Here is a 23,320-nt window from a genome sequence, read left to right on the forward strand (position 1 = left end):
TGGTTTGTGCGGCGCGGCCGCTGTTAGCTTGCGAGCCTGCGCTCAACTTCTGCGAGTCGGTCGGCAATCGTCGAGGTCATAACTTCGTCTCCAACCTGCACGCGGACACCGCCGACAACGTCGGGGTCGATGCGGATGTTGAGAACGAGTTTGCGACCGAAGTTGGCCGAGAGAGCTGCCTCGAGACGGGACTTCTGCTGTTCGGTCAGTTCCCGTGCGACAGTCACGTCTGCAACTGCGCGCTGCTGACGGAATGCGAGGATTTCCGAGAAGTTCTCGTAGGCTTCGGAGACTCGACGACGGCGCGGGTTGACAGCACCGTGGACGAGCAGCATGAGCGTTTCTGCCGAAACGCGGCTGCCGACGATCTGCTGCAGCAGCTGTTCCTTAGCGGCCGGCTCAGCGTCAGATTCGAGGGCCCGTTCGAGGTCGTGATCAGAGAGAACCAGACGCGTAAAGCGGAACAGCTCTTCTTCGACCTCGCCCAGGCGCTCCTGCGACTGCGCGTGTGCGGCCAGCTGCGACACAGCAGCGGTTTCGACTGCGGTCACGTAGTCCTGAACGCGCGCCCACCGACGTCCGGCGGCGCTGACGAGCAGATCGACGGCGGGAGCCGACAGCTTGCCTGCGAACAGCGAGTTCAGAAGGCCGCGCTTAGCTTCAACGTCGACTGCCGAGTCCGTGAGAACGCGTCGCAGCTGAACATCCGAAGCGAAAACGCCGACAGCTGCCAGGAGATCGGCTGCAAAGCCGGTTCCGGGCGTGACGACGGTCGCTGCCTCGTCAACGGTCTGCAGCAGTGAATTTCTGCTCGATGCCAGCATCACGCGTCCTTGCCGGCCGGAGCCTGTGCTTCGAGGTCAGCGATGAAGCGGTCGACAACACCGTTGGAACGGGCGTCGTCCTGCAGCGATTCGCCGACGATGCGGGATGCGAGGTCTGTGGCCAGCGAGCCGACTTCGCTGCGGAGCGAAATCATTGCTGCCTGGCGCTCAGCTGCGATCTGCGCCTTGGCAGTCGAGATGATGCGTTCGGCTTCTTCGTTGGCCTGCTGCTTCATGTCAGCGATGATCTGAGCGCCGTCTTCCTGAGCCTCGGCACGCAGACGGGCTGCCTCTGCGCGGCCCTCGGCAAGCTGCATCCGGTACTCTTCCAGCGCTGCATCGGCTTCGGCCTGTGCACGTTCGGCCTTTTCGATGCCGCCCTGGATAAGCCTGGATCGCTCGTCAAGGACTTCCTTGAACTTCGGAAGGATGAGCTTCCAGAAAACGAGCAGGATGATGACGAAGCAGACCAGCGACCACACAATGTCGTAGACAGCCGGAATCATGGGGTTCTGGTCAGAAGCCCCTGCGGCGATGAAAGTAGTCGGGGTCAAGAGTCAGTCCTTATTCCAGATCAGACGAAGATGAAGTGAGCTGCAATGCCGAGGAAGGCCAGGAGCTCGACGAATGCAATACCCAGGAACATGGTGGTGCGCAGCTGGCCGGAGACCTCAGGCTGGCGAGCCATGCCTTCGACGGTCTTGCCGACGAGGATGCCGATACCGATACCGGGACCGATAGCGGACAGACCGTAGCCGACCGTAGAGATGTTGCCCGAGACTTCAGCGAGAATGGTTGTATCCATGGGATGTTTTTCCTTCCGATATCTTGGCCGACTGGCTTAAGCCGACCGTGGTCCCGTGTGTTACAGGAGTTTGTGGGGTTGTACCTCAGTGGTCCTGAGCGATGCTCAGCTGAATGTACACAGCGGTCAGCAGTGCGAAGACGTATGCCTGCAGCACGGCTACCAGGATTTCGAAGAGTGTGAAGGCGAAACCGCCGACGAGAGTCAGACCGCCGAGTGCGAAGAGACCGCCGCCGGCTTCGAAGAAGAAAAAGTGGGTTGCGGCAAAGCACAGCACCAGAAGAAGGTGGCCGACAATCATGTTGAAGGTCAGACGCAGTGTGAGCGAAACCGGGCGAGCGATGAAGGTCGAGACGAACTCAATCGGGGTCACGATGATGTACATCAGCGGCGGAACACCGGCCGGGAACAGCTGGCTCTTAAGGTATGCGCCGCCGCCCTGGGCCTTGATTCCGGCGCCGATCATGACGAAGTAGGCGACGACGGCCAGCACGAGCGGCATGCCGATGTTCGAGTTCGGCGAGATGTTGAGGAACGGGATGATGCCCGTGATGTTCATGCAGAACACAGTCAGGAAGATGACGGCGATCAGCGGGAAGAAGCGGTCGCCGTCTTTTTTGCCGAGGATGTCGTGGGCGATGCCCTTGCGGCAGAACTCAAGCGCCATTTCCGCAATCGACTGAGCGCGGGTGGGAACCAGTCGGCCGCCGCGAAGCATCAGCCAGAAGGCCAGCACCATGAGGAGGGAAACTGCGATCCGGATGATCATGATCCGGTTGAGTTCAAAGGGGGTCCCGGCGAAGAGCACAGCGCTGGGGAAGAACTCTTCGAGCCCTGGTGCGTGGAAGCCTCCTCCCTCTGCGACGAGGGACACCGATGAAGTCAGAGCTGACGCGTTAAACAGGGCTAACTCCCAAAGCTCAGGGCGCACGCAAGCATGCAGTGGCCATATGCGGATGGTCGATGTGTTTGCAGAGCCACAAGTGCGGGCTCCGGAAAAACACACACGATTCCCAGAGGAATCATCGCGGTTTGACTGAATCTTACCAAGCGCGACTTATGATTCAAAACTCAGTCGCGTTTCCCGAGCGTCGGATCAACCGTCGGAATCCGAGCGTTCTGCACTGCCCATGTTTCGATCGCCAGGGATGCCACCGCACCGGCAACAAGCGTGATGAACAGAACCATCGGGTGATAGAAGCCTTTGCCGGAAAGCATCGCAATGACTGCGAACAGGAGCACGATCTTCACCAGGAAGCCGCCCATCGCCGCACCTGCCGTGACAGCCGGCCCGGCGTCTGCCGTGAACAGCATGATGACCGCGGTGATGCCGAAGAACACAAAGGCAACAGCCGCTCCGATGAGCGCACTGTAGACACCGCTCACACCGACTGTCAGCCCGCCGATCACCGCTGCGATCAACGCGATGGCAACACCGGCAGTCGCACTGAAAAGGAGGATCCGCTGCATGAGTCTACTGACGGCCTGTGCGCTGGTGGACTGCTGGCTCATCTTGTGATTTCCCTTCGGTAGCGACGACGGGCGATCACCGGGTAGAAGGTGAACGCGAGTGTTATGAGAAGGCTGATGCCCACAACGATGATGACGATGTCTGTTGGGAACAGCAGGAAGCCGATTGCACCGAAGGCGAAGTCCGCTGTCCACAGGTACATGATGAGCACTGCGCGAGCGTGAGAATGCCCCAGGCGCAGCATGCGGTGGTGAAGGTGCTTCGCGTCCGCGCTGAACGGCGATTTTCCTGCCGCCATTCGGCGGACAACAGCCAGGAAAAGGTCGATGAGCGGCAGCGCCATAACCGCCAGGGGCAGGATGATCGGCATGTAGGCGGCGAAAACACGTTCGTTCGAAAGAAGCGCGGGATCGACCTGGCCGGTGACGCGAATAGTCGATGCGGCCAGCAGAAGGCCGATGAGCATCGATCCGGAATCTCCCATGAAGATCCGGGAGGGGTTGAAGTTGTGCGGCAGGAAGCCAATGCACCCGCCTACAAGAAGCGCGATGATGAGCGAGGCCAGGTTCGCGTAGCTGGCGGGGCTTGTGTCCACAGCCAGCTGATAGCTGTAGATGAAGAAGGCCACGCCGCCGATTGTCACGACGCCGCTGGCAAGTCCGTCGAGTCCGTCGACGAAGTTGACCGCGTTGATGGTGACCAGAACAACGAACACCGTGAGAATGACCGACATACGCGGCGACCCCACGATGATGTCGACCCACGGGATCGACAGCATTGCCACGCCGTTGAGAGCCATAAAGCCCGCGGCCAGAGCCTGTCCGGCCAGCTTCGCGGCCCAGTTGATGTCCCAGATGTCGTCGATTACACCGATGAGCACCAGAAGGCCCCCGGCGCCGGCCACACCGATGATGGGCGCGGGATTGTCAAACAGGTGCCGAAGGAACGGGGTTTGGGATGCAAACAGCAGTCCGACGAGCACACCGGCGTAGATGGCCACGCCGCCGAGTCTGGGCGTGGGCACCGAGTGGACGTCGCGGTCGCGCAGCGGCGAGAAGATGAGCCCGCGTTCGGCCACGCGTCGGACCATGGGCGTCACAAGATAGGACACGATAGCCGACACGACGACGATGAACAGGTAGACGCGCATCAGCCGTCCCTATCGGCCTCTCCGGAAGCGGGCGCCTCGTCAGCAGCGGCTCCCTCAGCCGGCACCTCGGGGTCTTCGGGTTCTTGGCCGACATCCAGCAGATTCGGCACGTGCTCGGCAAGAGCGGCGTAGGAAATGGGCCCCGAGCGCACCACTCGAGGCGGCTGCGCAGTCATGTCGATGATCGTAGAAGCACCCTGGCCGGCTGCCGCGCCGGAGTCAAGGTAGACCTCGATGTTCTCCCCCAGCATCTGCTCGGCGTCTTCAACCGACAGCGCTGCTGGCTGCCCGTGCGCGTTGGCCGACGAAACAGCCAAGGGGCCGGTGCGGCGCAGCACGTCGAGAGCGGGTTCGTGGTCGGGCATCCGAACTGCCACTGTGCCGTGGGTGTCGCCGAGGTCCCAGTCGAGCATGGGCTGTGCGCGGCAGATGATGGTCAGGGCACCGGGCCAGAACTCTGCTGTGAGTGCCATGGTCGCAGCATCGACGCCCTCGGCGATTCCCATGAGGGTTTCCGGGCGCGCGATGAGCACGGGCGGCGGCATGGTGCGGTCGCGGCCCTTTGCTTCGAGCAGGCGCTCAACCGCTTCGGGTGAAAATGCGTCGGCGGCGACACCGTAGACGGTGTCGGTGGGCAGCACAATGAGTTTGCCGTCTTCGATGACCCGTGCGGCTTCGGCTATCACGAGGTCGTGGACCTCTGAGCTGCGAAGGTCATAGTGCCGCGACATGGGTCTCCTCGTGGGGTGTGAAGCCGGTGGTGAAACGTTCCCTGCCAGTGTAGTCGCGGTGGACTTCCACCCGTTCAAAGCCCGCGTTCGCAAAAGCATCGCGCATCTGCTGCCCCTGATATTCAGCGTGTTCGACAGCCAGTGCTCCTCCGGGAACTATGATCCTCGCCGCGTGGCCGATGAGCGCGCGGGGAAACTCCATACCGTCCTCTCCCCCGCCGTACAAGGCGATTTCGGGGTCGGCTTCAACTTCAGGCAGCTTCGGCTGGCGCGCACGGTCGACATAAGGCGGGTTCGACACCACGAGGTCCACCGGGCAGTCCGGAAAGAACTGCAGTGCGTCACCCTGGGTGACTATGCACTGCGAACCGCAGCGGCTGAGTGTCCGAGCATGGTTCTCAATGTTCTTCTGTGCCCACCTGTAGGCGGTCGGGCTCAGTTCGATGCCGGTTGCCGAGGTGCCGCCCACCTCGGTTGCCAAGGACAGAGCCAAGGCCGAGGTGCCGGTGCACAGGTCAAGCACCTGCCGACTGCCGCGGGGGCGGCTGCGCAGAAAGTCAATGCCCCACTGAGCCAGCAGCTCAGTTTCGGGGCGGGGAATGAAAACACCGGGGCCGACAGCCAGGTCGAGGTGCCGGAAAGGCGCCTGTCCGGTGATGTGCTGAAGTGGAACCCGTTCGCTCCGGCGAGTCAGCGCATCCTCAAGGCGGTGTACTACATCGGCGGGAACAGCGGGATCGGACAAGAGCGTCAGGGACAGATCCCTGACGTCACTCCCCCAGGCCCATGCAAGAAGAAGGCGAGCCTCTGCATCGGCGGCTTCTATGTCCGCGCGGTGCAGCCGAGCGGCTGCAGAAGTCAGAATCTGCCGGGCACGAAGCGGATCAGCAGACAATCAGCCGATCCCCTCGAGCCGCTCAGCACGTTCAGCAGCGCGCAGGGATTCGACAACCTCGTCCAATCGCCCGTCAAGGACCTGGTCGAGGTTGTATGCCTTGTACCCGGTGCGATGATCGACGATCCGGTTTTCCGGGAAGTTGTAGGTGCGGACGCGCTCGGAACGGTCCACCGAGCGAACCTGTGAGCGGCGTGCGCTCTGGGCTTCTGCAGCGGCTTCTTCGGCCTGTTTGGCCAACAGACGCGCACGCAGAATGCGCATGGCGGCCTCACGATTCTGCAGCTGTGACTTTTCGTTCTGACAGCTGGCGACGATTCCCGTGGGCAGGTGGGTGATGCGCACAGCGGAGTCTGTCGTGTTGACCGACTGACCGCCGGGCCCGGACGAACGGTAAACATCGATGCGCAGATCGTTGTCGTCAATGCGGATCTCGTCGGGTTCGTCGACTTCCGGAAACACCATGACACCGGCGGCCGATGTGTGGATGCGTCCCTGCGATTCCGTCACGGGAACACGCTGCACGCGGTGCACACCGCCTTCGAACTTCATCCAGCCGTACACGCCGCCTTCGCGGGATTTAACGGCCAGCGTGATGTCCTTCCAACCGCCCAAAGCGGTTTCCGTGGAGTCGAGGACCTCGACACTCCATCCGCGGTTGGACGCCCAGTGCCGGTACATGTTGACGAGGTCTGCGGCGAACAGGGCGGATTCGTCACCGCCTTCTCCGGCTTTGACCTCGAGCAGGGCATCGCGCACATCATCGGGGTCTTTGGGAACGAGCAGTTCCCGCAGCCGCTCTTCGAGATCGACAATCACACCGTCCAAGCGGTGTGCCTCTTCGGCAAAAGAGCTGTCCTCTTCGGCAAGCTCAGCGGCAGCCTCGCGGTCGCTGCGGGCGGAGTCAATCGCGTCGACGCAGGTTTTCACCTGTCCGAGTTCGGAATACCGCCTGGTCAGCTTGCGGGTCCGCCCCGCATCGGCGAGCACGTCCGGATCGGCGAGTTCCGCCTCGATTCGGTCGTGCTCGTCGATGAGTGAGCGGACACTGGCTTCCAGCTGCGAAGAGTCAAGCGCCATCAGTCGTCAGAGGCGGCTTTCGGCAGCGGGGTGGTCTTCTGCACCTGCATGAGGAACTCAGCGTTGTTCTGGGTTTCCTTCAGCTTCGAAAGCAGAAGCTCAAGAGCCTGCTGCTGTTCAAGGCCAGCGAGCACGCGGCGCAGGCGCCACATGATCTTGCGCTCTTCAGCACCCATGAGGTTCTCTTCGCGGCGCGTTCCGGAGCCGTTGACGTCAACAGCCGGGAAGATGCGCTTGTCAGCAAGGCTGCGCGACAGGCGAAGCTCCATGTTGCCGGTGCCCTTGAACTCTTCGAAGATGACTTCGTCCATCTTCGAGCCGGTCTCGACGAGGGCCGTTGCCAGAATCGTGAGCGAACCGCCGCCCTCGATGTTCCGCGCGGCACCGAAGAAGCGCTTGGGCGGGTAGAGGGCGTTGGCGTCGACACCACCGGACAGGATGCGGCCGGATGCCGGCTGCGCCAGGTTGTAGGCACGCCCCAGACGGGTGATGTTGTCCAGGAGCACAACGACATCCTGGCCCATTTCAACCAGCCGCTTGGCACGCTCAATTGCGAGTTCGGCAATTGCGGTGTGGTCGTCAGCCGGACGGTCGAAGGTCGAAGCGATGACTTCGCCGTCAACCGCGCGGGTCATGTCCGTGACTTCTTCGGGACGTTCGTCGACCAGGACGACCATGAGGTGGACGTCGGGGTTGTTCGTCTTCACAGCGTTGGCGATCTGCTGCATGATCGTGGTCTTGCCGGCCTTCGGCGGGGCGACGATCAGACCGCGCTGGCCCTTGCCGATGGGGGCAACAAGATCGATGATCCGCTGCGTGACGTTCGACGATGTCGTCTCCATCCGCAGGCGCTCCTGCGGGTAGAGCGGGGTGAGCTTCGAGAAGTTCACGCGGCGTTTGGCGTCCTCAACCGACAGACCGTTGACGGAGTCCAGGCGGACGAGGGCGTCGAACTTTTCGCGACGGTTATTGCGTTCGCCTTCGCGCTGCTGGCGAATGGCGCCGACAACGGCGTCTCCCTTGCGCAGACCATTGCGCTTGACCATGTTGTTCGACACGTAGACGTCGTTCTGGCCCGGCAGGTAGCTGGAAGTGCGCAGGAACGCGTAGTTGTCGTGTACGTCGAGGATGCCGCTGACGGGAATGAGCACATCGTCGGGACGCAGGTCGTCGTCACCTCGACGACGCTTGCGGTCTCGGCCACGGCCGCGTCGACCACGATCGTTGTTGTCGTCCCGGCCCCCGTCGTCGTGACGGTTGTTGCGGTTGTCGTTGTTGCCGCGGTTGTCATTCCCACGGTTGTCGCGGTTATCGCCGTTGTTGCGATTGTCCCCGTCGTCACCGTGGCTCTTGCGACCGCGACCTTTCTTGTTGTTCTTGTGGCCCTGCTTGTCGTCGTGGCCGTTCTTGTCACCACGACCACCCTTGTCGTTGTGGCCGTTGTTGTCACGGTTCTTGTCGTCGCGGTTGTTGTCACCGCGGTTCTTATCGCCGTGCTGGCCGTCGCCGGACTGGGAAGCGTCGGCAGAGCTGTTGTCGCCGCGCTTGCCGCCACGGCTGCGACGACGCGAACGGCCGCTGTCGTCGCCCTGTTCGGCACTGTCACGACCGTCGGCCTTGTCTTCAGACTTGCCTTCAGCCTTGGCTTCGGCCTTCTTTTCGTCGTTTTTCTTGCTGTCGGTGTTCTCGGCCTTGTCCGAGGACGCGTCCGAGCTCTTCTTCTTGTCTGCGCCAGCACCGGTGTCTGCACCGGACTGCGCGGCTCCGCCCTGCGCCTGGAGAATGGCGTCGATCAGGTCGCTCTTGCGAAGACGGCGGTAGCCCTTGATTCCCAATCCTGCTGCCATTTCCTGCAGCTGCGGCAGGCGAAGTGCGGACAGGCTTCCGGAGTGGTTGAAGTCAGTGTTTTCTGACACGAAGGTTCCTTCTCCCTCGTTCGGCTGAAGCACAAAGAGGCATTCAGCAATGGTCTGCACATGAAAGTGACTGTGAAAGCACCAGCGTGGGTGCTGAGGTGACTGTTCTTCATCGGAGACAGAACCTGTCGATCCGAACATCACAGCGAAGCGCTGCGGAAGAACAGGTCAAGCATAACGTGAAGAAATGCGGTAAAGCGAATCAGCGCGCCGACAGTCGGCGCGCTGATTCCCCTATGCGTCTGTTCGAGTGATGGTCGCCCCAAAATCTGCTATCGAGGCTGCAATGATCCTGGCATCGTCGTCGCCGAGGACCGAGGCGACTTCATCGCGCAGGTTTTCCCCGGTGCCCAGAACGAGCGCTGTCGGGCCGGCCCCCGAAACAACAGCGGCGAGCCCGTGAGCCCGAAGAGCATCGACCCGAGCCAGCGTTTCCGGCATCGCGGGACGGCGATACTCCTGGTGAAGATGATCTTCTGTCGCCTCGAAAAGAAGCGACGGAGCGCGGCCGATCGCGTGGATGAACAGAGCCGCCGCCGCTGAGTTCGCCACTGCGTCAGCGTGGGGAATCTGCTCCGGAATGAAGGAGCGCGCGTAGTCGGTGTCCAACTTGGTGTCGGGAACGATGAGAACCGCGCGCACAGCCGGGTGGACCGGAACTGAAACAGACCGAGGGCGGCCTTCCGCATCGAGCGTGCTGATGGAGACCCCGCCGAACAGAGCCGGCGCGGCGTTGTCAGCATGCCCCTCGTAGTGAACCGCCCAGGCGAGTCTTTCCTCTTCTGTCAATTCACCTCGTCCCGCGAAGGCAAGAAGAGCATCGGCAATCGAGATTCCCGCAACAACAGCGGCGGCCGAGGACCCCATCCCCCTCGAATGCGGGATCGTGTTGGCACAGCGCAGAGTCAGCCGGTCAGCCAGCGCCCCGTGTCCCTGGTGATCGAGCACCTCGCGCACAACCCTGTGGATCAAATGATCCGAGGAGGTGGGCACCTGGCCGGACCCCTGCCCGGTGACCTCTACACAGCTGCTGAGGTCAACCGGATCGGGGTGAAGTTCAGCCACCACTTCATCGGCAATGTCGAGGGCGAGCCCGAATGTGTCGTATCCGGGACCCAGGTTAGCCGATGTCGCAGGGACCGAGACTTCGATGCTGTAGGGCATTATCAGCTCTCCAGGCCCAGTGCGCGGGCCGCGCTGACAGCGTCAACCGGCACGCTCTTGGCTTCGAATTCGCCTTCTGCCGCCTTGAGTGCCCAGTCTGCGTCTTTGAGTCCGTGACCGGTGACGGTGCACACGATGACAGCACCCTGCGGCACCTGTCCGGCTTCGTGCATCTTCAGCAGACCTGCAATCGAGGCGGCCGAGCCGGGCTCGATGAAGACGCCCTCGGTTGAGGACAGCAGACGGTGAGCGCGGATGATCTGTTCGTCTTCCACCGAATCGATAAGACCGCCCGATTCGTCACGAGCCGCGATCGCCTTGTCCCACGAAGCGGGGTTGCCGATCCGAATGGCAGTTGCAATCGTCTCCGGTTCGTCAACGGGGTGGCCGGTGACAAGCGGAGCCGCACCGGCAGCCTGGAAGCCCCACATGCGCGGGGTCGAATCAGCCAGGCCCTTCTGGGCGTACTCGGTGTAGCCCTTCCAGTAGGCGGTGATGTTTCCGGCGTTGCCCACCGGCAGCGCGTGAATGTCCGGTGCTTTGCCGAGAGCATCGACAACTTCAAACGCGGCTGTCTTCTGGCCTTCGATGCGGTCGGGGTTGACCGAGTTGACCAGATGGACCGGGTAGGACTCCGACAGCTTGCGGCACAGGGTCAGGCAGTCGTCGAAGTTGCCGTCGACTTCCAGCAGCTGGGCGCCATGCGCGACAGCCTGGCTCATTTTGCCGGGGGCGATTTTGCCCTTCGGCACAAGAACCGCACACGTCATGCCGGCCTTTGTCGCATAGGCGGCAGCCGATGCCGAAGTGTTGCCGGTTGAAGCGCAGATGACGGCCTTTGCACCGGCGGCCTTGGCCGCGGTGATCGCGGCTGTCATACCGCGGTCCTTGAACGAACCGGTGGGGTTCATACCCTCATATTTGACGTAGACCTCTGCGCCGGTGCGCTCCGAGAGCTTTTCGGCGAAGATCAGTGGGGTGCCGCCTTCTCCGAGCGAAACAGGCTGAGCCTGCGAATCGATTGCAAGGTGTTCGCGGTATTCGGTCACGACCCCGCGCCACTGGTGTGCCATGGTCTTTCTCACTGTCCTTCGATGCGCAGAATCGACACAACGTCATCGACCACGTCGAGCGCGCGCAGCCGCTCCACGGTCGTCGCCAGCGCGGATTCGCTTGCACTGTGTGTTGCCACCACGAGCTTGGCGCGCGGGTCAGCCGCATTGTCCAGGCTGGTCTGTTCGACCAGCTTGATGGACACCTCTTGGTCGAGGAAGACCTCGGTGACGGTGTGCAGCACGCCCGGGCGGTCTTGCACGGCCAGTGTGATGTGGTAGCGGGTGGTGATGTCGTCGATCGGGACGATCGGCTGCGAATCGCCTTCGAGCTTCCGGTACTGGCCGGCGCCGCCGAGCACCTTGCGGCGCGCAACCGACACGAGGTCGCCGAGCACTGCGGACGATGTCGGGGCTCCCCCGGCTCCCTGGCCGTAGAACATGAGCTCACCGGCGGATTCAGCTTCGACGAACACGGCGTTGAACGCCCCGCCCACGCTGGCCAGAGCGTGGTCTGCCGGGATCAGCGCCGGGTAGACGCGCGCCGAGATTCCGGCGCCCGGGATGCTTTCGCAGATGGCCAGAAGCTTGATGGTGAAGCCCTGGCTGGCCGCGGTCGAGATCATGTCCGCGGTGATGTTCTCAATACCCTCAACGTGGACGTCATCGATGCTCACGGAGCTGTGGAATGCCAGCGAAGCCAGAATCGCGGCCTTGGCAGCAGCGTCATGGCCGCCGACATCTGCCGTCGGATCAGCTTCTGCATAGCCGAGTTCCTGAGCGGTCTTCAGCGCGTGTTCGTACTCCCAGCCCTTGGCTTCCATCGCGTCGAGGATGAAGTTCGTGGTGCCGTTGACGATCCCGAGCACGCGGGTGATGCGGTCACCGGCCAGCGAATCGCCTACGGGGCGGATGATGGGGATGGCGCCTGCTACGGCAGCTTCGTATTCAAGGCGCACCTTGGCCTTGTCGGCGGCGGCGAAGAGCTCGCCGGAGTGCTTGGCCAGCAGCGCTTTGTTGGCGGTGACGACCGAAGCACCGGAGTCCAGCGCCTTGATCAGCAGCTCGCGGGCGGGTTCGATGCCCCCCATGAGCTCGACGACGATGTCGGCTCCTTCAATTGTCTTGTCGAGATCGTCTGTGATGAGCTCGGCCGGAATGCCGGGACGGGACTTCGAAGTGTCGCGCACACCGACGGACATGAGCTCAAGCGGGCTTCCAATGCGCTCGGTGAAGCTGTCAGCCCGGTTGAGGATCGCGTCGGCGACTTCGCTGCCGACGGTTCCCGCTCCGAGCAGGGCTACCTTAAGAGGCTGGGCGCTCATTTTTCTCCGTTCTCATTGGCCCGGGCGAAGCCGGGATCCGATGCAAACATCTGTTCGTAGGTCTCGGGCAGCACCACCCACTCGGCTTGCCCGTCTTCGACGGCGACGACACCGGGGCGCGGTACGTGGTTGTAATTCGAGGACAGAGGCCTGCAGTAGGCACCCGTGCCGGGGACTGCGATGAGGTCTCCCCGGCTGATGTCAGCGGGCAGGTACTCATCGCGGACCACGATGTCGCCGCTCTCGCAGTGTTTGCCCACCACGCGGACAACAGTCGCCTTGGCATCGGATGACCGTGAGGCCAGTGTGCACGAATAATCGGCATCGTACAGAGCGGTCCGAATGTTGTCGCTCATTCCGCCGTCTACTGACACATAAGTACGGATGCCGGACCCGGTTTCGACTTCTTTTATGGTTCCAGCGGTGTAGAGCGAGAACACGGCCTGTCCGACAATCGCCCGTCCCGGTTCAAAGGACACTGCCGGGCGCGGGAAGTCCGCGTCGTCGCATTCTTCTGCAACCGCGGCGGCCAGCAGACCGGCCATCTGCGCAAAGGAGACGGGTTTGTCCTGCGATGTGTAGCGGATGCCAAAACCGCCGCCCAGGTCGATTTCGGGAACGACGAAACCGGTGTCTTCGCGCAGACGGGCAGAGAACTCAATGATCTTGCGGGCTGCGAGGGCAAAGCCGTCTTTTTCAAAGATCTGGGAGCCGATGTGACTGTGCAGGCCGACGAACTCGAGGTGGGGGTCGGCAATGACAGCACGGGCGGCTTGGTCTGCCGCTCCCCCGCTGATGGACAGACCGAACTTCTGGTCTTCGTGTGCTGTTGCGATGAAGCTGTGCGTGTGTGCTTCAACCCCAACGGTCAACCGCAGCATGACGGGTGCGGTGATGCCGCGTTCCGCGGCAGCCTGCGAGACGCGTTCGATTTCGTCAAGCGAGTCGATGACGATCCGACCGATGCCCCAGTCCAGGGCCATGGCAATTTCGTCATCGGATTTGTTGTTGCCGTGCAGGCCCACTGCTTGGGCGGGAACACCGGCGGCCTGAGCTGTCCGCATTTCGCCAAGCGAGCACGTGTCAACGCCCAGGCCCTCTTCGTGTGCCCAGCGAGCAACTGCGGTGCACAGAAAAGCTTTGCCGGCGTAGTAGGCACGGGCTTCCATGCCCTGGGCGGCGAAAGCCGCGCTGAACTCTTCGACAAAACTGTGGGCACGGTGGCGGAAGTCGTCTACATCGAGCACGTACAGCGGGCTGCCGAAGCGCTCGGCAAGCTGTGCGACGGGAACGCCTGCGACTTCCAGAACGCCTTCGGAGTTCTTGACGGTGTTGCGCGACCACAGCGATGCCATGAGTTCATTGACGTCAGAGGGCACCGGCAACCAGACCGGCGACGGTCCGGCGTGCAGAACGCCTGAAGGGTGAGCTGGCATTACATCTTCTCCGGGGCTGAGACTCCGAGCATGCGCAGTCCGTTGGCGAGCACGGTTTTGGTCGCACGGTCAAGCACCAGGCGTGTGCCGTGGACGGCAGCGAGCTCTTCGTCTGTGCGCGGCACAACGCGGCAGGCGTCATACCACTTGTGGAAGCTGCCGGCGAGCGATTCGAGGTAGCGGGCAACCCGGTGCGGTTCACGCAGCTTTGCAGAGTCGGTCACGACGCGCGGGAAGTCGGCGAGTGCCGACAGCAGGACCGCTTCGGTCGGATCGGTCAGCGTTGCCGGATCGACAGGAGCCTGCTCTACCCCCGCCTCGACCGCCCGGCGTTCCACACTGCAGGCCCGTGCGTGGGCGTACTGCACGTAGTAAACGGGGTTGTCGTTCGACGCTGAGCGCAGAACCTCGGGGTCGAGCGTGAGCGGCGAATCGGTGGGGATGCGCGCCAGCGAGTAGCGCAGCGCATCTGCGCCGAGCCATTCGATGAGGTCGCGCAGTTCGATGATGTTGCCGGCCCGCTTGGACAGACGCGCGCCGTTGACGCTGATAAGCTGCCCGATGAGGATCTCGATGTTCTCGTTCGGGTCATCGCCGGCGGTTGCCGCTAGGGCTTTGAGGCGACCCACATAGCCGTGGTGGTCCGCACCCAGCAGGTAGATCTTCTTGGCAAAGCCGCGGTCCTTCTTGGACAGGTAGTAGGCGGCGTCAGCGGCAAAGTAGGTGGGATTGCCGTCAGCGCGGACGAGCACCCGGTTCTTGTCGTCGCCGAAGTCCGTGGTGCGCAGCCACACTGCACCGTCCTCGTCAAAGATGTGGCCCTGTTCGCGCAGGCGGGCCACGGCATCGGCGACCTTGCCTTCGTCGTGGAGGCTCTTTTCGGAGAAGAACACGTCGAAGTCAACGCCGAATGCGGTGAGCGTGTCTTTGATGTCAGCCAACTGCAGTTCGTAGGCTTCCGCGCGCAGCTGGTCGTAGATGTCGGCATCAGCACTGTCGGCCCATTCGGGGTGGCGCTCAAGCAGGGCATCTGCGATTGCCTGCACGTACTGGCCGGGGTAGCCGCCCTCTGGGACATCCTGTCCGCGAAGGCGCGCCAGGACGCTGCCGGCAAATGTGTCCATCTGGGAGCCGAAGTCGTTGATGTAGTACTCGGCGGTCACATCTGCCCCTGCGGCTCGCAGGACGCGCGTCAGAGCGTCGCCGACGGCGGCCCAGCGGGTGTGTCCCAGGTGGAGCGGGCCGGTCGGGTTGGCTGACACAAACTCCATGTTGACCGGATCTCCGGCCAGGGCGTCAGAGTGTCCGTAGGAGCTGCCTGCCTTGACGATGTCGAGGGCCAGTTGGCCGGCAGCCGCCTTGTTGAGGGTGATGTTGAGGAAACCGGGGCCCGCAACGTCCACGGTGTCGACACCGGGATTTGCACGCAGCTGTTCAGCGATTTTTTCAGCAAGTTCCCGAGGTGGAACTCCCGCTTGTTTGGCAAGCTGAAGGGCCGTGTTGGCCGCCCAGTCGCCGTGGTCGCGGTTCTTGGGTCGCTCGACCGTGAGCTTGTCGGGAACCGTAAGGTTTAGGCCTTCGTCGGCCAGGGTCTGAATGGCCTGTTCAATTGCTGCTTTGAGATCTTCCGGAGTCACAGGGTCAACGATATTACGCGCGCGTCCAATGCGGCCAACCAGGTGCCGCGGCACAGACTCAGCCGCGAGCGCGCCTCACTCTTGGGGCACCCCGGAGCGAGCCTGCTTCTGGAGGGGCTTTGCGTTCCCCGGCGTCTTGGAAACCCGGGGCCGGTCGGACAATTGCCTCCTATATCGATATGCGTCAATATAGATACGTGTCGATTCAAGATCAAGGAGCTCCCGGCATGACTGCAGACACCACCACACAGCAGACAACACCCGCACGCCTGTCGACACTGGATAAGTGGCTGCCGGCCTGGATCGGCCTGGCCATGATCGCGGGCCTCCTCCTCGGCCGGCTGATCCCAGGGGTCTCTGAGCTTCTTTCCCATTTGGAAGTCGGTGACATCTCAGTACCCATCGCCCTTGGCTTGCTGGTCATGATGTACCCCGTCCTCGCTAAAGTCCGCTATGACAAGGTCGCCGATGTAACCGGCGATAAGAAGCTGCTGATCTCGTCATTGATCCTCAACTGGTTGGTCGGGCCCGCCGTGATGTTCACTCTGGCCTGGACGTTCCTGCCAGACCTCCCCGAATACCGCACAGGATTGATCATCGTCGGCCTGGCCCGCTGTATTGCCATGGTCGTGATCTGGAACGACCTCGCCTGCGGTGACCGAGAGGCAACCGCTGTGCTGGTCGCGATCAACTCGATCTTCCAGGTGGTCATGTTCTCAGTCCTCGGCTGGTTCTACCTCACTGTCCTGCCCACGTGGTTGGGACTTGATACACAGGGCCTGGACGTGTCAATGGGCCAGATCGCTCTCAACGTGCTCGTCTTCCTCGGCGTCCCCCTGATCGCCGGATTCGCCTCACGGTGGATCGGCGAGAAACGTCGCGGCCGTCAGTGGTACGAAGAGAAGTTCATTCCCCGAGTGGGGCCGTGGGCGCTCTACGGCCTGTTGTTTACGATCGTGCTGCTCTTCGCGCTCCAGGGCGAGCAGATCACCAGTCAACCGTTGGACGTCGCTCGAATCGCACTGCCATTGCTGGTCTACTTCTCGCTGATGTGGTTCGCCGGCCTCCTGCTCGGTAAGAGCCTCGGTCTTGGATACGCTCGATCCACAACACTGGCGTTTACGGCAGCGGGCAACAACTTCGAACTCGCGATTGCCGTCGCCATCGGCACCTTCGGCGCTGCCAGCGGACAGGCCCTGGCTGGAGTCGTCGGCCCCCTCATTGAGGTTCCTGTGCTGATCGGCCTCGTCTATGTCTCACTCTGGGCCGCGAAGGCATGGTTCCGCACTGACCCCTACGCCACGGAGTCGAGCTCGTCATGACTGAAACCACTATGACCCCGACTGCCGATGAACCGTGTGCCCCCGACCCGTCCCACGCCATCGCTCTCGACGTCGCGACGACGCTTGCCGGCACACTCAAGGCACTCGCTGACCCTCTGCGGCTGCGGATGCTCTCAGCGATCAGCACTGATCCGCGTGGAGAGTCATGTGTCTGCGACCTTGCAGAGCTTGCCGATGTTTCTCAGCCAACTGTCTCTCATCACTTGAAAGTGCTGAAGACAGTGGGGCTGCTTGACTCTCAACGTCGCGGCACCTGGGTCTGGTACTCGATTGCCGCTGGTCGCCAGGCCGCTGTGAGCGCTCTGCTGGAGGGGTTCGCCCCCGCCGTCATCGCACCAAACCCGCCGCCCGAGGCAACAATGGTGGGCAGTGCCGTCGACGTCGATGCCCGCATCAGCCGTTTGGCCGCAGACCTGTCGGCAACGTCGGCTGGTGTGTCACCAGAGACCGTCACCGGCATCGTGCGCGATTCCTACACAGCGCTCGCTCGATCGGCGAAAACCACTCACTGCCTCATCCCCTTGACCGAGCGCTTCGCGAAGCAGCGCTTGGCTGACATCACCCGGGACCGAGCCAGCGCACCTCCGCAGGTCCTCTTCATCTGTGTCGCCAATGCAGGCCGGTCCCAACTCGCCGCGGCCCTGACACGTCACTTATCCGGAGGTAAGGTCATCGCCCGCTCCGCAGGTTCGACTCCCGCGGCCGGAATCAACCCGAACGTCGCCGAACTCATCAGCAACCTGGGCGGAGAGAACGTTGGGGAACTGTTCCCAAAGCCGTTGACCGATGACGCGATTCGTGCGGCTGATGTCGTGATCACGATGGGCTGCGGCGACGTCTGCCCCATCGTGCCCGGGCTGCGCTACGAGGATTGGGCAGTCGCCGACCCAGCACTGGCCTCTCCTGAAACAGCGACACTCATCCGCGACGATCTTGCGACCCGGGTCCAGGCCCTACTTGATTCCCTTACCAGCTGATCGAAAGAGAGACCGCCCCTATGACTGACCACAAACCCTCTGTCTTATTCGTGTGCGTCCACAACGCTGGCCGTTCCCAAATGGCAGCCGGCTACCTGCGCCATTATGCGGGCAACCGCATTGAAGTCCGCTCAGCAGGATCCGTCCCGGCCGAACACATCAACCCCATCGCGGTCGAGGCGATGAGCGAAGACGGCATCGACATCTCCGCCGAGCAGCCGAAAGTTCTCACAGACGAGGCTGTGCAGGGCTCAGACGCGGTCATCACCATGGGCTGTGGCGACCCATGCCCCTTCTTCCCGGGAAAGCGCTACGAGGACTGGGAACTCGATGACCCAGCAGGCCAGGGCATCGAAGCGGTTCGCCTGATCCGCGACGACATCAAGACCCGCATCGAGGCACTCGTGGCTGACTTACTCAGTCAAGATTGAGGGGGCACCGGATGACTGATGTCGTAGTCATCGGCGGCGGGCAGGCCGGCCTCGCCGCTGGATATTTTCTTCGCAGAGCAGGTCTCGAATTCGTGATTCTCGATAACCACGCCGGCCCCGGCGGAGCCTGGCAGCACGGGTGGCAGTCGTTGCGTCTGTTTTCACCCGCCGAATACAGTCCACTGCCAGGCTGGCCGATGCCTGCGCAGAAGGGCGAGTCCTTTCCCACCGCCGATCATGTCGTTGACTACCTGACCCGGTACGAAGACCGTTACGATCTACCCGTTAAACGCCCGGTCCACGTCAGCAATGTCTGCCAGGACCGGGGGCAGCTGTTCGTCGATACCGATTCCGGCACCCTGGAGACCACGGCGGTCATCAGCGCCACCGGAACATGGCAACGCCCCTATGTCCCTCACTATCCGGGCTGTGAGGATTTCACGGGACGACAGCTGCACACCGTTGAATACGATTCGCCCGAGGACTACACCGACCAACGGGTCGTCATCGTCGGCGGTGGGAACTCCGCCGCCCAGATCGTCTCGGAAGTCTCGACCGTGGCGCAGACACTGTGGGTGACGCAGCGCCGACCACGGTTCATGCCTGATGACGTCGATGGACGAGTGCTCTTCGATGTTGCCACCGCCCGCGAGGCGGCCCAGCGGGCCGGGCGCGACCACGATGGCGTGTCGGGGCTTGGCGATATCGTCATGGTCCCGCCCGTTCGGGCTGCACGCGATCGTGGCAGCTTGAGCGCCTCGCCGATGTTCGAGCGATTGACCTCGGCTGGGGTTTCGTGGGCCGACGGCAGTGAGTACAGCTGTGATGCCATCATCTGGTGCACCGGCTTCAAACCACACCTCAAGCATCTCGAGGGTCTCGAATTGACCTGGGAGAACGGGCATCCAGTCACCACGGGAACTCGAAGCATCGATGTTCCTGGTCTGCACCTGTTGGGGTATGGCGATTGGACGGGGTTTTCCTCCGCGACCATCATCGGTGCCGCCCGCACAGCGGAGTCTGCGGTCGCGGACGTGAGCGAATACGTGCGAAGCACTCAAGCACAGTAGCTGCCGCGATGCCAATACCAATCGAGTACTGCTTCGGCTGGCGCTACAGTGGACGGGACAGCCCTGGAACCTGACATCAGGATCGAGTTATCAGCCCACCGGCACCAAAGAGCAGTACTGCCATCACAATTGCCATAGCAGGATATCCGCCCAGCAGACCGGCTCAAGCGGGTCCGGCCACAGCGACGAGCGACTCCTGGAAGAACTCGTCGATGCGCATGAGCCCATCATCCCTTGGGCAGCCCCATGCAGCCGGCGGCCCGTTGAATATTGCGCCCCTCAGTGCACACACGCCCCCTTAGAGACAGGCATGAAGAAGGTCCCTGATCAACGTTTCCGTTAGATCAGGGACCTTATCTTGTGCCCGCGACAGGATTCGAACCTACGACCTTCTGCTCCGGAGGCAGACGCTCTATCCACTGAGCTACGCGGGCGAAAAGCTCTCCAACTGTATCACGCGTCAGAAAGCCGAAAGGATCAGTGACCCTTGATCATTTTGCGAGCCGGCACATACTCCCAGTGCCACGGCTCGTACTTGCTGGACTTAGCCCAATCGGGGTTTTCCCAGCCGTACTCGCCTGCGTGAGCGACAAGCCAGTCGTACTGCTGGCCGCTGGCAGTTTCGGCGCCACCGCCGAAGTCAACGGCAATGCCCCAACCGTGCATCGAGGTGCCGGGCTTGGCAGCAAGTCCGGGCTTGGAAGCGGCAACTGCCTGCTGCGATCCGATGGGACGGTAGCTGTCGGTGACCTCGAGTTCTTTGCCGGTGTCCGCCTTGTAGGCGGCGTTCATCTGAGCAAAGGCGACTGCTGCGTCAGCGCGGAGCTTGTGCCCGCCCTTGCCGATCTTGCACATCCAGTCATCCGGAAGCTCGCCGTTCTTGGCTTCGCCAGTCGGCGCTTCACCGGAACAGCCTGGAAGCGCAGTGCGCTCAATGGTGCGCGAAGCCGCGTGGGCCTTGCCGCCCTCAGAGCTCAGAACACCGCCGGACAGGCTGCTGTCCTGACCTGAGGTCGAATCGCCGCCCTGACCGCCGGCACCGTCAACGGCTTCTGCGCGCAGACCGTCCGGTGCATCGCCGGACGCTTCAGCCTTTGCGTAGGCAGACGACCCCAGGCTGGAGCTCATGACAGCGAAGCCACCGCCGATCACGCCGAGTGCTGCGACTGCAGCGACAGACGAACCGGCAAGGCGGCGGCGCATACGGTAGGCGCGGAGACGAGAACCGTCGGATCCGCGAACAGTGGCGGCGGCAACAGGAGCGGTGACGGCCGGCGCAAGGGCTGTTTCGGAAGTATGCACTTCAGCAACTGGAGGTGCGGCCTCGGAGCGGCGCATAAAGCTGAACTTGGCGCGACGTGCAGAGCGCTTCTCTGCGCGGCGAATGTCGCGTCGGCGCATGGGCTGGCCGTTCGATCCTGCGTCCACGATCCTCCCTCAGAAAAACATTCACGGATGCACCGTCATCGACGGCACTCGATGTTACAGCAGTGTAACGACCAATAACGATCTTCACAATTCTGTTACGCAACGAGTGTGTTGATCACAGGCAGATCACCGCCGAGACGCACTTCACATCCTCATCAGCTGGCCGACTCGCGCTGCATTGCATCGTGAACCTCACCCACGAGCTCCTCGAGCACATCCTCAAGGAACAGCACGCCGACCGGCTTGCCCTTTGCACTCATGACGCAGCCGACATGATTGCCGGCTTCCTGCATGCGCTGCAGAGCATCTTCGATTTCGTCATCAGCCGAAATCGTGACAAGCGAACGGAAGCGCTTCGAGGGCACGGGCTTTTCATAGTCGACTTCGTCCTCGACATAGAGGATGTCCTTGACGTGAAGGTAGCCATCGGGCGCGCCATCAGCACCGAGCACAATGAACCGCGAAAAGCCCTTCTGCCCCACCAGGCTGGAAATCCGCTCCGGAGTCACATCTGCTGCGACAGTGACGACCTTCTGAATGGGAACCATGACATCGGAGGCCTTTTTGTCCGAGAACTCCAAAGCTCCCTTGAGCAGCCCGCCTTCGTCGGCCAACAGACCTTCGCGTTTGGATTCGGCGACGATCGCCTGGACTTCTTCGACTGTGTAGGCAGCATTGACATCATCGCGCGGAGTGATTCCGCACAGCTTCAGCAGCGCATTGGAGAAAGCGTTGAGCGGATGGATGACAAAGCCGAAGATCTTCGCCAACACCACCAGCGGCGGTGTCAGAAGCAGCACCGCATGCTTTGCTTCTGCCAAGGCAATGTTCTTCGGAATCATTTCGCCGACGACCACGTGCAAGAACGTCACGATGGAGAGCGCAATCGCGAAGCCGATGGCACTCGCGGCGGCCGGAGGAATCTTCATCCACTCGAGCGGACCCGCCAAGAGGTGATGAATAGCCGGCTCAGCAACGTTGCCGAGCATTAGGGAGCAGACCGTAATGCCCAGCTGGCAGATTGCCAGCATAAGAGACACGTGTTCCATCGCGTACAGCGCGGTCTTAGCCGAGCGACGCCCCTGATCAGCCAAGGGCTCAATCTGCGATCGACGTGCCGACACAACGCTGAATTCAGCAGCCACAAAGAAGGCATTGCCCAAAATGAGGATGACAAGCCACAGAAGTCCCAACCAGTCGTTCACAGCGTCGTCCTCGAATAGTCGGGGATCATGCGCAGACGCTCAATCCGGTGCCCCATCATCCGCTCGACCACAAGGTCAGCGCCGTCAATGCTGAGGCGCGCACCGACCTTGGGAATTTCACCCAAGCGATAGAGAACGAGTCCGGCCATGGTCTCGTAGTCAGGGTCCGAGGGAATCTCCATACCGGTGGCCTCCACCACCTCGTCCGGACGCATCATGCCCGGCACGATCCACGAGCCGTCACGAGCGGGCCGAACCATAACGCGCAGTCGGTCGTGCTCATCCGCGACTTCGCCGACAAGCTCCTCGACCACGTCTTCCAGCGTCACAAGACCAGCAGTGCCCCCGTATTCGTCAATGATGACGGCAACCTGGTTCCCTTCCTGCCTCAGAAGCAGGAGGAGAGGCTCCAGTTCCAAAGTGTCAGGCACCTCGCGCAGCTCCGACATAAGACCACCGGCGTAGGCGTCCTCACGCTTGCTGAAGGGAACGGCGATCGCGTGCTTGACATGCACAACGCCGACGATGTCATCGCGCGAGTCCCCCGCCACCGGGAAACGCGAAAAGCCAGTCGAGCGTGCCTGCGCGATGATGTCGGCAGCAGTGGAGTCCTTATTGACAGACACCATGCGCGTGCGCGGAGTCATGATGTCCTCTGCGGTGAGTTCAGAAAAGCTCAGAGTGCGGGCCACGAGGTCGGCAGTCTGCTCATCAATTGCGCCTTCGTCAGCAGAGTGCCGAACAAGCGCGGTCAGTTCGTCAGCCGACCGACCCGCTGAAGACTCTTCCTGCGGCTCAATTCCCATAGAGAGCAGCGCCTTATTCGCCGACCCGTTGAGGAACGCAATAACCGGCTTGAAGACAACCGAAAAGAAATACTGAAACGGAACAGCGATCTTCGCTGCCGCCATCGGAGAGGCAATGGCCATGTTCTTCGGCACAAGCTCACCGATCACCATCGACAAGAACGTCGAAATGATGAGCGCAAGAACAAGCGACAGAGACAGCGAGGCGGCAGCTGGAAGGTCAAACGCACCGAAAAGGCGTCGGAGAATCACGCCGACCGACGGCTCCATCAAGTAGCCCGTCAAAAGGGTCGTGAGCGTAATGCCGACCTGCGCAGCAGACAGCTGGGTCGACAGATGCTTCAGGCCAAGATCGAGGTACTTGGCGCCGCGCTGCCCTTCGGCAAGCGCTTTGTCGACATCGTGCCGATCGAGCGTCAGGAGAGAAAATTCGCCGGCCACAAAATAGCCCGTGCCGACGATCATGAGGAGGGCCAAGCCCAGATACAGCCACTCCACTACAGAACAACCCCGAACATCTCCGAGGCGCGAATGAGCCCGACGGTCAACGCCGGGCCGAAACTGGCATATTTCA

Annotated in this window: 22 protein-coding genes and 1 tRNA gene; 4 read left to right on the top strand and 19 right to left on the bottom strand. The window is 62.1% G+C overall.

What is annotated here, in order from left to right:
* Positions 1–23: 23 nt before the first annotated feature.
* From HMPREF3172_RS08185 to argS, 15 genes are all read right to left on the bottom strand, one after another.
* Positions 24–824, bottom strand: coding sequence for a F0F1 ATP synthase subunit delta (locus HMPREF3172_RS08185; RefSeq protein ID WP_070516701.1), 801 nt, complete (start codon positions 822–824; stop codon positions 24–26).
* Positions 824–1,378 carry a F0F1 ATP synthase subunit B gene (locus HMPREF3172_RS08190; RefSeq protein WP_019175435.1) on the bottom strand — a complete coding sequence of 185 codons (555 nt, stop codon included), beginning with the start codon at positions 1,376–1,378 and terminating at the stop codon, positions 824–826. The genes HMPREF3172_RS08185 and HMPREF3172_RS08190 overlap by 1 nt, the downstream gene beginning before the upstream one ends.
* Before the next feature lie 20 nt (positions 1,379–1,398).
* Positions 1,399–1,629, bottom strand: coding sequence for an ATP synthase F0 subunit C (gene atpE / locus HMPREF3172_RS08195; protein WP_062021720.1), 231 nt, complete (start codon positions 1,627–1,629; stop codon positions 1,399–1,401).
* Positions 1,630–1,714: 85 nt separating this feature from the next.
* The gene (gene atpB / locus HMPREF3172_RS08200) at positions 1,715–2,503 is read right to left on the bottom strand and encodes a F0F1 ATP synthase subunit A (RefSeq protein WP_019175437.1); all 789 of its coding nucleotides are present in this window, start codon (positions 2,501–2,503) and stop codon (positions 1,715–1,717) included.
* Between the two features lie 197 nt (positions 2,504–2,700).
* Entirely contained in the window at positions 2,701–3,141 is a 441-nt protein-coding gene (locus tag HMPREF3172_RS08205; protein WP_070516703.1) for a Cg1360 family ATP-synthase-associated protein, read from the bottom strand.
* On the bottom strand, positions 3,138–4,250 hold the full coding sequence (locus HMPREF3172_RS08210; protein ID WP_061942519.1) for an MraY family glycosyltransferase: 1,113 nt from the start codon (positions 4,248–4,250) through the stop codon (positions 3,138–3,140). Before HMPREF3172_RS08210 ends, HMPREF3172_RS08205 begins: the two co-directional genes overlap by 4 nt.
* The gene (locus HMPREF3172_RS08215; RefSeq protein ID WP_070516705.1) at positions 4,250–4,981 is read right to left on the bottom strand and encodes an L-threonylcarbamoyladenylate synthase; all 732 of its coding nucleotides are present in this window, start codon (positions 4,979–4,981) and stop codon (positions 4,250–4,252) included. The genes HMPREF3172_RS08210 and HMPREF3172_RS08215 overlap by 1 nt, the downstream gene beginning before the upstream one ends.
* Positions 4,965–5,876, bottom strand: a complete 912-nt coding sequence (gene prmC, locus HMPREF3172_RS08220) for a peptide chain release factor N(5)-glutamine methyltransferase (protein ID WP_070516708.1) — start codon at positions 5,874–5,876, stop codon at positions 4,965–4,967. Before prmC ends, HMPREF3172_RS08215 begins: the two co-directional genes overlap by 17 nt.
* Positions 5,877–6,956: a peptide chain release factor 1 gene (prfA, locus tag HMPREF3172_RS08225; RefSeq protein ID WP_070516710.1), complete on the bottom strand. Its 1,080-nt coding sequence runs from the start codon at positions 6,954–6,956 to the stop codon at positions 5,877–5,879.
* Positions 6,956–8,803: a transcription termination factor Rho gene (gene rho, locus HMPREF3172_RS08230; RefSeq protein WP_370919347.1), complete on the bottom strand. Its 1,848-nt coding sequence runs from the start codon at positions 8,801–8,803 to the stop codon at positions 6,956–6,958. The genes prfA and rho overlap by 1 nt, the downstream gene beginning before the upstream one ends.
* Positions 8,804–9,106: 303 nt before the next feature.
* Positions 9,107–10,036, bottom strand: a complete 930-nt coding sequence (thrB, locus tag HMPREF3172_RS08235) for a homoserine kinase (RefSeq protein ID WP_070516711.1) — start codon at positions 10,034–10,036, stop codon at positions 9,107–9,109.
* Positions 10,037–10,038: 2 nt separating this feature from the next.
* The gene (gene thrC / locus HMPREF3172_RS08240; protein ID WP_070516713.1) at positions 10,039–11,109 is read right to left on the bottom strand and encodes a threonine synthase; all 1,071 of its coding nucleotides are present in this window, start codon (positions 11,107–11,109) and stop codon (positions 10,039–10,041) included.
* Between the two features lie 8 nt (positions 11,110–11,117).
* The gene (locus HMPREF3172_RS08245) at positions 11,118–12,413 is read right to left on the bottom strand and encodes a homoserine dehydrogenase (protein ID WP_062021737.1); all 1,296 of its coding nucleotides are present in this window, start codon (positions 12,411–12,413) and stop codon (positions 11,118–11,120) included.
* Positions 12,410–13,849 (bottom strand): diaminopimelate decarboxylase, encoded by a 1,440-nt coding sequence (lysA, locus tag HMPREF3172_RS08250; protein ID WP_070516715.1) that lies wholly within the window; start codon positions 13,847–13,849, stop codon positions 12,410–12,412. The genes HMPREF3172_RS08245 and lysA overlap by 4 nt, the downstream gene beginning before the upstream one ends.
* Positions 13,849–15,486 carry an arginine--tRNA ligase gene (gene argS / locus HMPREF3172_RS08255; protein ID WP_070516716.1) on the bottom strand — a complete coding sequence of 546 codons (1,638 nt, stop codon included), beginning with the start codon at positions 15,484–15,486 and terminating at the stop codon, positions 13,849–13,851. The genes lysA and argS overlap by 1 nt, the downstream gene beginning before the upstream one ends.
* 227 nt (positions 15,487–15,713) lie before the next feature.
* On the opposite strand from argS, the gene arsB reads away from it, so the two are divergent.
* Genes arsB through HMPREF3172_RS08275 form a run of 4 tightly spaced genes read left to right on the top strand, consistent with a single transcriptional unit; the run spans position 15,714 to position 19,307 of the window.
* A complete protein-coding gene (arsB, locus tag HMPREF3172_RS08260; protein ID WP_070516718.1) occupies positions 15,714–16,808 on the top strand; it encodes an ACR3 family arsenite efflux transporter in 1,095 nt (364 codons plus the stop codon).
* Positions 16,805–17,806 (top strand): metalloregulator ArsR/SmtB family transcription factor, encoded by a 1,002-nt coding sequence (locus HMPREF3172_RS08265; RefSeq protein ID WP_070516720.1) that lies wholly within the window; start codon positions 16,805–16,807, stop codon positions 17,804–17,806. Before arsB ends, HMPREF3172_RS08265 begins: the two co-directional genes overlap by 4 nt.
* 20 nt (positions 17,807–17,826) lie before the next feature.
* The gene (locus tag HMPREF3172_RS08270; RefSeq protein WP_070516722.1) at positions 17,827–18,237 is read left to right on the top strand and encodes an arsenate reductase ArsC; all 411 of its coding nucleotides are present in this window, start codon (positions 17,827–17,829) and stop codon (positions 18,235–18,237) included.
* Between the two features lie 11 nt (positions 18,238–18,248).
* Positions 18,249–19,307, top strand: a complete 1,059-nt coding sequence (locus HMPREF3172_RS08275; RefSeq protein WP_070516723.1) for an ArsO family NAD(P)H-dependent flavin-containing monooxygenase — start codon at positions 18,249–18,251, stop codon at positions 19,305–19,307.
* A gap of 361 nt (positions 19,308–19,668) precedes the next feature.
* Here HMPREF3172_RS08275 and HMPREF3172_RS08280 read toward each other — a convergent pair.
* From HMPREF3172_RS08280 to HMPREF3172_RS08295, 4 genes are all read right to left on the bottom strand, one after another.
* Positions 19,669–19,741 (bottom strand) — tRNA-Arg (locus HMPREF3172_RS08280).
* Between the two features lie 43 nt (positions 19,742–19,784).
* Positions 19,785–20,735, bottom strand: coding sequence for a M15 family metallopeptidase (locus HMPREF3172_RS08285; RefSeq protein WP_070516725.1), 951 nt, complete (start codon positions 20,733–20,735; stop codon positions 19,785–19,787).
* A 155-nt stretch (positions 20,736–20,890) separates the two neighbouring features.
* Positions 20,891–21,940 (bottom strand): hemolysin family protein, encoded by a 1,050-nt coding sequence (locus tag HMPREF3172_RS08290; protein WP_070516727.1) that lies wholly within the window; start codon positions 21,938–21,940, stop codon positions 20,891–20,893.
* Entirely contained in the window at positions 21,937–23,244 is a 1,308-nt protein-coding gene (locus HMPREF3172_RS08295; protein ID WP_070516728.1) for a hemolysin family protein, read from the bottom strand. Before HMPREF3172_RS08295 ends, HMPREF3172_RS08290 begins: the two co-directional genes overlap by 4 nt.
* Positions 23,245–23,320 lie beyond the last annotated feature (76 nt).

The sequence above is a fragment of the Brevibacterium sp. HMSC08F02 genome (genome assembly GCF_001807555.1).
GTDB lineage: Bacteria > Actinomycetota > Actinomycetes > Actinomycetales > Brevibacteriaceae > Brevibacterium > Brevibacterium ravenspurgense.

Excerpts from the sequence above, each read along its gene's own strand:
- atpE (WP_062021720.1), bottom strand. The coding sequence starts at position 1,629 with ATGGATACAACCATTCTCGCTGAAGTCTCGGGCAACATCTCTACGGTC.
- HMPREF3172_RS08270 (WP_070516722.1), top strand. The coding sequence starts at position 17,827 with ATGACTGACCACAAACCCTCTGTCTTATTCGTGTGCGTCCACAACGCT.
- HMPREF3172_RS08185 (WP_070516701.1), bottom strand. The coding sequence starts at position 824 with ATGCTGGCATCGAGCAGAAATTCACTGCTGCAGACCGTTGACGAGGCA.
- rho (WP_370919347.1), bottom strand. The coding sequence starts at position 8,803 with ATGGCAGCAGGATTGGGAATCAAGGGCTACCGCCGTCTTCGCAAGAGC.
- HMPREF3172_RS08275 (WP_070516723.1), top strand. The coding sequence starts at position 18,249 with ATGACTGATGTCGTAGTCATCGGCGGCGGGCAGGCCGGCCTCGCCGCT.
- HMPREF3172_RS08210 (WP_061942519.1), bottom strand. The coding sequence starts at position 4,250 with ATGCGCGTCTACCTGTTCATCGTCGTCGTGTCGGCTATCGTGTCCTAT.
- prfA (WP_070516710.1), bottom strand. The coding sequence starts at position 6,956 with ATGGCGCTTGACTCTTCGCAGCTGGAAGCCAGTGTCCGCTCACTCATC.
- HMPREF3172_RS08205 (WP_070516703.1), bottom strand. The coding sequence starts at position 3,141 with ATGAGCCAGCAGTCCACCAGCGCACAGGCCGTCAGTAGACTCATGCAG.
- thrC (WP_070516713.1), bottom strand. The coding sequence starts at position 11,109 with ATGGCACACCAGTGGCGCGGGGTCGTGACCGAATACCGCGAACACCTT.
- HMPREF3172_RS08245 (WP_062021737.1), bottom strand. The coding sequence starts at position 12,413 with ATGAGCGCCCAGCCTCTTAAGGTAGCCCTGCTCGGAGCGGGAACCGTC.
- arsB (WP_070516718.1), top strand. The coding sequence starts at position 15,714 with ATGACTGCAGACACCACCACACAGCAGACAACACCCGCACGCCTGTCG.
- HMPREF3172_RS08265 (WP_070516720.1), top strand. The coding sequence starts at position 16,805 with ATGACTGAAACCACTATGACCCCGACTGCCGATGAACCGTGTGCCCCC.
- HMPREF3172_RS08215 (WP_070516705.1), bottom strand. The coding sequence starts at position 4,981 with ATGTCGCGGCACTATGACCTTCGCAGCTCAGAGGTCCACGACCTCGTG.
- lysA (WP_070516715.1), bottom strand. The coding sequence starts at position 13,849 with ATGCCAGCTCACCCTTCAGGCGTTCTGCACGCCGGACCGTCGCCGGTC.
- thrB (WP_070516711.1), bottom strand. The coding sequence starts at position 10,036 with ATGCCCTACAGCATCGAAGTCTCGGTCCCTGCGACATCGGCTAACCTG.